This is a genomic window from Bacillus pretiosus (genome assembly GCF_052947655.1).
The window spans coordinates 5,246,952-5,256,572 of sequence record NZ_CM129593.1; the positions used below are offsets into that span (position 1 = coordinate 5,246,952).

Here is a 9,621-nt window from a genome sequence, read left to right on the forward strand (position 1 = left end):
GGTTTGCTTTTTAGTTTTTCTGCGCTAATAATTCTAAAATACGATTTAAATCTTCTTTATTAAAAAATTCAATTTCGATTTTACCTTTTTCTTTTTTCGTTTCTTTAATTTTCACATCTGTGCCAAACTTTTCTCTTAAGAACGTTTCGCGTTCTACGAAAAATATGTTTCTCTCTTTTTTCACTTGTTTTGTTTCACGTGAAACGCGTTGATTAATCTCCTGAACAATTTTCTCTAATTGACGAACGTTTAATCCTTCTTTTTCGATTCGTTTTAATAAAGATTTCAATTGTTCTTCATCTTTTATAGTAAGCAAAGTTCTCCCATGGGCCATTGAAAGTTGACCATTTGCAATCATATCTTGCACAAAAGGAGGGAGGCTTAATAACCGCGTATAATTTGCAATGTAAGGTCTGCTCTTACCAAGACGTTTTGCTAATTGTTCTTGCGTTACATTTAGCTCATTCATTAACATTTGATATGCCATTGCTTCTTCCATTGGGTTTAAATCTTCTCGTTGTAAGTTTTCAAGCAATGCAAACTCCATCATTTGCTGCTCATTTAATTGTCTTACAACAGCAGGTACCTTTTCGAGCCCTGCCTCTTTGGCAGCACGATATCTTCTTTCACCTGCAACAATTTCATATCCTTTAATACTCTTCCTAGCAATTAACGGTTGCAATATGCCGTGCTCTTTAATAGAGGCCGATAATTCTTGAATTGCCTCTTTATTAAAGTGTTTACGTGGTTGATATGGATTCGGTCTTAATTCAGTTATCACAATCTCCTGAATTGCCTCTTCTTCTTTCACATCTAAATCAGGAAAAAACACATTAATTCCTCTTCCTAATCCTTTAGCCACCTGCAATCACTTCCTCTGCTAAATCTATATATACTTCTGCCCCTCTTGATTTAGCGTCATACTGCATAATTGGTTTCCCATGACTTGGTGCTTCACTTAAACGAACATTACGAGGAATAATCGAACGGTATACTTTATCCCTAAAGTATTTTTTCACTTCATCTATAACCTGAATCCCTAAATTCGTACGGGCATCCAACATCGTTAACAATACACCTTGAATTGCTAGATTTTTATTTAAGTGCTTTTGCACAAGTCGAACTGTATTTAATAGCTGACTTAATCCTTCTAGTGCGTAATATTCGCATTGAACAGGAATAATAACAGAATCTGCTGCGGTTAATGCATTAATCGTTAATAACCCTAAGGACGGGGGACAGTCGATAATAATATAGTCATATTCATCACGAACTGGCTGTAATGCCCTTTGTAAACGTACTTCCCGGGAAATAGTCGGTACCAATTCAATTTCAGCACCTGCCAATTGAATTGTAGCGGGTAGAACATCTAAGTTTTCAGTTGCGGTTTTACGTATAACCCCTTGAACATCTGCATCTTCCACAAGAACATTGTAAATACATTGATCTAATTCGGATTTTTCAATTCCCACACCAGTCGTTGCATTTCCTTGAGCGTCAATATCTACAAGAAGGACTTTTTTACCTACTTGTGCCAATCCAGCCCCTAAATTAACAGATGTTGTTGTTTTTCCAACGCCACCTTTTTGATTGGCAATAGCAATGATTTTTCCCATGATGTCACCTACTTTCAACCTTTCTATCTTATTCTAGTAACAATTACGTTTATTGTAACATGAAATAAAAGTTTTTCTTTTACGTCCTTATTAAACTTCAAAATTTATTTCTAAACTCCTTCTTCATCTAACAAGAAAATATAGTAAAAGAGACCTATCCAGTAGGATAAGGTCTCTAACACGCCATTATTATTTTTTCTTCGGAATTTTAATTGTAATTTGATAGTACTCATCAAATTCTTCTTCCTCAGAATTAACATTTAAACCACTGTCAGCAACCATTTGTAATGACTGCCTAATTGTATTCATGGCAATTCTCGTATCTCGACTTACTGCTTTTTGCTTTGCCTTACGCTTCGGTTTGGCTTCCTCTAGTAATTTCGCAATTCGTTCCTCTGTTTGCTTTACATTCAGTTGTTTCTCCACAATTTCCTGTAAAACCTTCAGTTGTAATTCCTCATTCTTTAAAGGAATGAGAGCGCGGGCATGACGTTCTGTAATACTTTTTTCTAATAACGCACGTTTTATTTCTTCAGGCAACTTTAACAATCGCAACTTATTTGCGATTGTGGATTGTCCTTTTCCAAGTCGTTGTGCCAATGCTTCTTGTGTTAAATTATGTAACTCAATTAGCTTTTGATATGCCACAGCTTCCTCGATTGCTGTTAGTTCCTCACGTTGCAAGTTTTCAATTAAAGCTACAGAAGCTGTCTCTGTATCATTTAAGTTCTTTATAATTGCAGGAACTTTTTCCCACCCTAACTTTGTTGCCGCACGGAAACGCCTTTCTCCAGCGATAATCTCGTACTTGTCATCCTCATATTGCCTCACAACAATCGGCTGAATCAGCCCATGTGTACGAATCGTTAGTGCTAGCTCTTCAATTCGTGCATCATCAAAAACTGTTCGTGGTTGATAACGGTTAGGGGTAATATTTACTATCGGAATTTCTTGTATTTCTTCATATACCTTTTTATCTATTTCTTCATGGCTTTCGTCTTGTAATTCGAATTCGCTCTCTTTATCTCCAAAGCCAAATAAACGAGAAAACGTATTTTTCATACATATTCCACCACCTTTTAGGCCTATTGACTAGTCTCCATAAAATGTTTCCTATGAAACATTTACGTTTTCATTTATATAATTTAATCTTACGTCTAATAAGATTTATTTTTCAATAGGTAATTTATTGGGTGTTCCCGGTTTGCGTGGATATTTCTTTGGTGTCTTGCGCTTTTTCTCGATTAATAAAATATTACGTTCACTTTCTTCAAACGGTAATTGGAACGTAGACATTTCTTTTAAATTCCCACCTAGCACCTCTAAAGCATACTTGCCATTTTCAATTTCTTCGTTTGCTGCGGCACCTTTCATTGCAATGAATGTTCCCCCAACTTTTACAAGTGGTAAACATAGCTCACTCAATACCGAAAGACGCGCGACTGCACGTGCCATTACAATATCGTATGATTCACGTACACCTTCTTTTTTCCCAAATGTTTCCGCACGATCGTGACAAAACGCAACGTCACCTAATTCCAACTTTTGTGCTAAATGATTTAAGAAGTTAATACGTTTTTGCAATGAGTCTACAATTGTTACTTTTAAGTGCGGGAAACAGATTTTCAAAGGAATACTTGGGAATCCAGCTCCTGCGCCAACATCACAAATTGAGAATGGTTCTGAAAAATCATAATAAAAAGCAGCTGTAATGGAATCAAAAAAGTGTTTTAAATATACTTCCTCTTTCTCCGTAATAGCCGTTAAGTTCATTTTTTCATTCCACTCTACTAATGTTTCAAAGTAGATTTCGAACTGCTCTAACTGTCTAGAAGAGAGGGTGATACCCTTCTCTTCTAGCATAGATTGAAATTGTTCTATGTTCATCTAACAATATCTCCTTACTATTTATTGGTTCGATACTCGCGCAATTTTTCCTTGTTCAATATACACAAGTAAAATAGAAACATCCGCTGGATTCACGCCAGAAATACGTGAAGCCTGCCCCATTGAAAGTGGACGCACATCTTTCAATTTCTGTCTCGCTTCTGAGGCAAGGCTAGAAATCGCATCATAATCAATATCCACAGGGATTTTTTTGTTTTCCATTTTCTTCATACGCTCTACTTGCTGTAAGGATTTTTCGATATATCCTTCGTACTTAATCTGAATTTCAACTTGTTCTGTAATTTCATCACTTAATTCTACTTCGCTTGGTACTAAAAGATGAATATGCTCATATGTCATCTCTGGACGACGTAATAAGTCACTTGCACGTATTCCATCTTTCAATTCACTTCCGCCAATACTACGGATTAATTCTTGAACTTCAGGACGTGGTTTAATAATAATGCTGCTTAAACGTTCCTTTTCCTGTTCAATTTTTAATTTTTTATTTGTAAATCGCTCATAGCGCTCTTCTTTAATTAATCCAATTTCACGACCAACTTCAGTTAAACGAAGATCAGCATTATCGTGGCGTAATAATAGGCGATATTCTGCACGAGATGTTAATAAGCGATATGGTTCATTTGTACCTTTCGTTACAAGGTCATCAATTAAGACACCGATATAAGCATCCGCGCGACCTAAAATAACTTCTTTTTTACCTAAAGAACGACATGCTGCATTAATCCCAGCCATAAGCCCTTGTCCTGCCGCCTCTTCGTAACCAGAAGTTCCGTTAATTTGTCCTGCTGTATATAAATTCTTAATTTTTTTCGTTTCAAGTGTTGGCCATAGTTGTGTTGGCACAATTGCATCATATTCAATTGCATAACCTGTACGCATCATTTCAACATTTTCTAGGCCAGGTATTGTTCTAAGCATATCACGTTGCACATCTTCTGGTAAGCTTGTGGATAAACCTTGTACATACACTTCTTGTGTATTACGTCCTTCTGGCTCTAAGAAAATTTGATGACGTGGTTTATCATTAAATCTTACTACTTTGTCTTCAATTGAAGGACAATATCTAGGTCCTGTTCCCTTAATCATACCAGAATACATAGCTGAGCGATGTAGGTTTTCATCTATTAAACGATGTGTTTCCGTACTTGTATACGTCAACCAACATGGAATTTGATCCATAATAAATTTTGTCGTTTCAAAAGAGAAAGCTCGTGGTTTGTCATCACCTGGCTGAATTTCTGTTTTACTGTAATCAATCGTATTACTATTTACACGCGGAGGTGTACCTGTTTTAAATCTAACAAGATCAAATCCAAGCTCCTCTAAATGCTCGGATAAAGTAATAGATGGTTGTTGATTATTCGGACCGCTCGAATATTTTAAATCTCCCATAATAATCTCACCGCGTAAAAATGTTCCAGTCGTAATTACAACTGTTTTGGCTGTATATTCAGCACCAGCTTGCGTAACTACCCCTTTACATTCGCCATCTTCAACGATTAAACGCTCAACCATTCCTTGGAACAACGTTAAATTTGGTGTTTCTTCAATTGTTTTCTTTAATTCATGCTGGTAAGAAAACTTATCTGCTTGTGCGCGAAGCGCGCGTACAGCTGGTCCTTTACCTGTATTTAACATACGCATTTGAATATATGTTTTATCGATGTTGCGTCCCATTTCTCCGCCTAATGCATCAATTTCCCGAACAACAATCCCTTTTGCTGGTCCACCAACAGAAGGGTTACATGGCATAAACGCCACCATATCTAAATTAATTGTTAACATTAATGTTTTGGAGCCCATTCGTGCTGCCGCAAGACCAGCTTCACATCCTGCATGACCTGCACCGATTACTATGACATCGTATGAACCGGCATTGTATCCCATTGTTTATTCCTCCTAAAAATCTCTATCTTTCTCAAACATCGCTATATTATTTTCCTAAACAAAATTGAGAGAACAACTGGTCAATTAGGCTTTCATGGACGGTATCACCAGTAATTTCACCAAGTATTTCCCACGTTCTTGTTAAATCAATTTGCACCATATCAATTGGAACACCATTTTCTATTGCCTCAATTGCATCTCCAATTGTTTTTCCTGCTTGTGTTAATAATCCAATATGTCTCGCGTTAGAAACATATGTCACATCTGCAGAATCAATTGTTCCTTCAAAGAATAAATCAGCTATTGCCTTTTCAAGCTCATCTATTCCTTGTTCCTCAATTAACGATGTTGTAATAATACGATTTCCCGCTGCCAATTCTATAACACGTTCCATATCGATTACTTGCGATAAATCTGTCTTATTTACAATAACAATGAAATCTTTTCCTTGTACGGCACGGAATAGATCTTCATCCTCATGCGTTAAAGCCTCGCTATAATTAACGACAACTAACACTAAATCAGCTTGGCTCATCATTTCTTTTGAACGCTCTACACCAATTCGTTCAACAACATCTTCTGTTTCACGAATCCCGGCTGTATCTATAAGTTTAAGTGGTACACCACGCACATTAACGTACTCTTCAATAACATCACGAGTTGTTCCTGCAATATCAGTTACAATTGCCTTTTTCTCCTGAACAAGACTATTTAATAGCGATGACTTCCCAACGTTAGGTCTACCGATGATTGCAGTAGCAATACCTTCACGTAAAATCTTTCCTTGCTTCGATGTTTCTAATATTTTTGCAATTTCCGTGCGAACATGTGTAGCTTTCTCAATTAAAATATTATGTGTCATTTCTTCCACATCATCATATTCCGGGTAATCTATGTTTACCTCAACATGAGCCAACGTTTCTAATATGTCCTGGCGCAGACGGCCGATTAATTTAGATAATCGTCCTTCCATTTGATTAATCGCTACGTTCATTGCACGATCTGTTTTTGCACGGATTAAGTCCATAACAGCTTCTGCTTGTGATAAATCAATACGGCCATTTAAAAAAGCACGTTTTGTAAATTCACCAGGCTCTGCTAATCGTACTCCTTGCGCTAAAATAAGCTGCAATACTTTATTTACCGAAACAAGTCCGCCGTGACAGTTAATTTCCACTATATTTTCACGTGTAAAAGTCCTTGGTGCACGCAGAATAGATACCATCACTTCTTCAATAACCTGATTTGTATCTAAATCCACAATATGACCATAATGAATTGTGTGAGAAGGAACTTCTGTTAAATCCTTCCCTTTAAAAATACGATTAACTTTTTCAACCGCATCATCTCCACTTACTCGAACAATGGCAATTGCACCCTCTCCAAGCGCTGTGGAAATCGCGGCAATTGTATCAAATTCCATGTCCTTTCACCTCACTTGCTTATTTATCTCTATTTCAACATGATTATTTTCTTCACTAAATTATTAGAATACCATAACGAACCTATCTACAAAAGAATAATAACTCATTTTATTATGTCCTCATGTAAAAAACACTAAACTTATTCACAGTGGATAAGTTTAGTGTTTTTTAGTTATCCACGCCTATTTTCCCCTCAAAAAAACCGGCACTCAATTGAGTAACCGGTCACTTGGAAGATATTACAACATGTCGATGTGGTTCTTTTCCTTCAGAAGTTGTAATGATATTTTGATGATTAGATAATGCTTGGTGGATAATCTTTCGTTCAAAAGATGGCATAGGCTCCAACACAACTCTTTTTTTCGTACTTACTACTTGTTTTGCTAATCGATAAGAAAGTGCTTCTAATGTAGCTTTTCTTTTACTACGATAATTTTCAGCATCTAGTGTGATGCCAATATACTGCTTCGTACTACGATTCGCCACAAGTTTTGTTAAATACTGCAAAGAATTCAAGGTGTTTCCTCTTTTCCCAATCAAAACACCTATGTTTTTGCCAGAAATTGTAAATTCAACTTCGCGTCCTTTTACAATTTTACTAATCTCAGCTTCCACACCCATATCATGAATAATATTTTTTAAATATTCTTCACATTCTTGAATCGGATCTTTCTTCAATACAACTTCTACTACTGCAGGTCGGTTCCCAAATAAACCTAGGAACCCTCTTTTACCCTCATCGATAATATTTATATCTACTCGGTCTTTTAGAACATTTAGTTGCCTTAAAGCATCTTGTACTGCCAGCTCGACTGTTTGTCCTTTAGCAGTAATTACACTCACTTGCTTGATCCTTCTGCCTTACTAGCCTTAATTTCTGGCCCCTTGATCAAGTACATTTGAGCGATACCAAAGATATTACCAACAACCCAGTAAAGTGATAATGCAGCTGGGAAGTTAATTGCAAAGACTAAAATCATAATTGGCATAAGCCAAATCATCATTGCCATTTGCGGATTTTGACCAGCTGTTCCTGCCATTGCAAGCTTTTGCTGAATAAATGTCGTAATTGCCGCGACAACCGGTAAGATATAGTACGGATCTGCCTGCCCTAAGTCGAACCATAAAAATGTATGCTTACTAATTTCTGCCGTTCTCATAATCGCATGGTAAAACGCAAATAAAATAGGCATCTGAACAAATATCGGTAAACACCCTGCTAATGGGTTTACACCATTTTTTTGATATAACTGCATCATTTCTTGTTGTAGTTTTTGCTGTGTTGCTTGATCTTTAGAACTATATTTCTCTTTTAACTTCACCATTTCTGGTTGTAACGCTTGCATTGCTTTCGTACTCTTCGTTTGTTTAATCATTAATGGTAATAATGCAAAACGAATGATAAGAGTTGTAACAACGATTGCTAAACCGTAATTACTACCAAATAAGTTGGCAAAATACGTAATTAACTGAGAAAGCGGATATACGAAATATTCATTCCAAATTCCAGTACTTTTCGGTGTAATCGGCTGTTTCACTTCACTACAGCCAGCAGCAATTGCCATTAATGCAATAACCATGGCTAGTAAACCTATTTTCTTTTTCAAAGCCTGCTCCTCCTTGTTTCGGTATGTATATAGTGTAATTCATTTCCTTACGCTACTTTTTTATTCTTTTCATACCAGAGCGTTTAAAGACATGAATTAAGCTTTTCTTTAATTCTTCATATGTCATCTCTGCACAAGGCTTCCTTGCTATTATAACAAAATCTTTTCCAGAATCTATCTCATCTTTTAATTCTGTGATCGACTGGCGAATCATACGTTTAATTCGGTTACGCACTACTGCATTTCCTATTTTCTTGCTGACAGAAAGGCCAATACGAAAGTTTGGCTGCTCTCCCTTATCTAGTTGATAGACAACAAGCTGACGGTTAGCATTCGATTTTCCTTTTTGAAAAACCGTCTGGAATTCATCATTCTTTTTTATACGATATTTTTTCTTCATATCAATTGACACTCCTGTAGTTCATCAGTGGAAATTCACTATTATTAGAAAAAAAGACCACTGAACGATCAGTGGTCTACGCAGATAATACTTTTCTTCCTTTACGACGACGAGCTGCTAGCACTTTACGTCCGTTCGCTGTGCTCATACGGCTGCGGAAACCATGTACTTTGCTGCGCTTACGTTTATTTGGTTGGTAAGTTCTTTTCATTATATGACACCTCCCTGAGGAATATCTGTTAAAGACAGTCCTATAAATTATAGTTAATCAACTAGGAAAATGTCAATGGTTCTCGAAATTTTCATCAAATATTCATTTTGAACCTATTCACATACTTTTTCACAGACCCTATATTTCCTTGTGGATAAATGTTTTTTCTCGGTTTTTATATCCACAAACCCTTTTCGTACTTTTACACAGTATATCGTGTTGTGGACAAGTTTATTCCACAAGGTATTGATTTTGTGGATAACTTTCTTAAATTCATTGCTATAGCTACTTTTTTTTGATATTATAGTTGTGTTTTCACTTTGAATAAGTTTTCCACACCTTTATCTTATCCACAATTTGTGCATAACATGTGGACAGTTTTAATCACATGTGGGTAAATGCTTATCCACATTTGCTTTTTTTGTCGAAAACCCTATCTCATATACAAACGACGTTTTTAGGTTTTAAAATACGTTTCGTATAAATATACATTTTATATTTATTTAGGTTGTACATTTGTTGCGCAACCTTATTCTTTTACCATCTTAGTAAAGGAGGGACACCT

Annotated in this window: 10 protein-coding genes; all 10 read right to left on the minus strand. The window is 36.2% G+C overall.

Features of this window, described 5'->3' with window-relative positions:
- Positions 1-10: 10 nt before the first annotated feature.
- Positions 11-862: a stage 0 sporulation protein Spo0J gene (gene spo0J, locus ACU8YW_RS27140; protein WP_001051813.1), complete on the minus strand. Its 852-nt coding sequence runs from the start codon at positions 860-862 to the stop codon at positions 11-13.
- Positions 855-1,616 carry a sporulation initiation inhibitor protein Soj gene (soj, locus tag ACU8YW_RS27145; protein ID WP_000516117.1) on the minus strand — a complete coding sequence of 254 codons (762 nt, stop codon included), beginning with the start codon at positions 1,614-1,616 and terminating at the stop codon, positions 855-857. The genes spo0J and soj overlap by 8 nt, the downstream gene beginning before the upstream one ends.
- 189 nt (positions 1,617-1,805) lie before the next feature.
- A complete protein-coding gene (gene noc / locus ACU8YW_RS27150; protein WP_076541195.1) occupies positions 1,806-2,678 on the minus strand; it encodes a nucleoid occlusion protein in 873 nt (290 codons plus the stop codon).
- Between the two features lie 105 nt (positions 2,679-2,783).
- On the minus strand, positions 2,784-3,503 hold the full coding sequence (gene rsmG / locus ACU8YW_RS27155) for a 16S rRNA (guanine(527)-N(7))-methyltransferase RsmG (RefSeq protein WP_001019619.1): 720 nt from the start codon (positions 3,501-3,503) through the stop codon (positions 2,784-2,786).
- Positions 3,504-3,524: 21 nt separating this feature from the next.
- The gene (mnmG, locus tag ACU8YW_RS27160; protein WP_000541059.1) at positions 3,525-5,414 is read right to left on the minus strand and encodes a tRNA uridine-5-carboxymethylaminomethyl(34) synthesis enzyme MnmG; all 1,890 of its coding nucleotides are present in this window, start codon (positions 5,412-5,414) and stop codon (positions 3,525-3,527) included.
- Between the two features lie 46 nt (positions 5,415-5,460).
- On the minus strand, positions 5,461-6,837 hold the full coding sequence (gene mnmE, locus ACU8YW_RS27165; RefSeq protein ID WP_087981843.1) for a tRNA uridine-5-carboxymethylaminomethyl(34) synthesis GTPase MnmE: 1,377 nt from the start codon (positions 6,835-6,837) through the stop codon (positions 5,461-5,463).
- Positions 6,838-7,063: 226 nt separating this feature from the next.
- On the minus strand, positions 7,064-7,681 hold the full coding sequence (jag, locus tag ACU8YW_RS27170; RefSeq protein WP_060487895.1) for an RNA-binding cell elongation regulator Jag/EloR: 618 nt from the start codon (positions 7,679-7,681) through the stop codon (positions 7,064-7,066).
- The gene (spoIIIJ, locus tag ACU8YW_RS27175) at positions 7,678-8,445 is read right to left on the minus strand and encodes a YidC family membrane integrase SpoIIIJ (protein ID WP_048542855.1); all 768 of its coding nucleotides are present in this window, start codon (positions 8,443-8,445) and stop codon (positions 7,678-7,680) included. The genes jag and spoIIIJ overlap by 4 nt, the downstream gene beginning before the upstream one ends.
- 52 nt (positions 8,446-8,497) lie before the next feature.
- On the minus strand, positions 8,498-8,845 hold the full coding sequence (gene rnpA / locus ACU8YW_RS27180; RefSeq protein WP_000731505.1) for a ribonuclease P protein component: 348 nt from the start codon (positions 8,843-8,845) through the stop codon (positions 8,498-8,500).
- Positions 8,846-8,921: 76 nt separating this feature from the next.
- Positions 8,922-9,056 carry a 50S ribosomal protein L34 gene (gene rpmH / locus ACU8YW_RS27185; RefSeq protein WP_000831901.1) on the minus strand — a complete coding sequence of 45 codons (135 nt, stop codon included), beginning with the start codon at positions 9,054-9,056 and terminating at the stop codon, positions 8,922-8,924.
- Positions 9,057-9,621 lie beyond the last annotated feature (565 nt).

Coding starts and splice junctions, on each gene's coding strand:
- rsmG (WP_001019619.1), bottom strand. CDS start 3,503: ATGAACATAGAACAATTTCAATCTATGCTAGAAGAGAAGGGTATCACC.
- mnmE (WP_087981843.1), bottom strand. CDS start 6,837: ATGGAATTTGATACAATTGCCGCGATTTCCACAGCGCTTGGAGAGGGT.
- noc (WP_076541195.1), bottom strand. CDS start 2,678: ATGAAAAATACGTTTTCTCGTTTATTTGGCTTTGGAGATAAAGAGAGC.
- soj (WP_000516117.1), bottom strand. CDS start 1,616: ATGGGAAAAATCATTGCTATTGCCAATCAAAAAGGTGGCGTTGGAAAA.
- rnpA (WP_000731505.1), bottom strand. CDS start 8,845: ATGAAGAAAAAATATCGTATAAAAAAGAATGATGAATTCCAGACGGTT.
- rpmH (WP_000831901.1), bottom strand. CDS start 9,056: ATGAAAAGAACTTACCAACCAAATAAACGTAAGCGCAGCAAAGTACAT.
- mnmG (WP_000541059.1), bottom strand. CDS start 5,414: ATGGGATACAATGCCGGTTCATACGATGTCATAGTAATCGGTGCAGGT.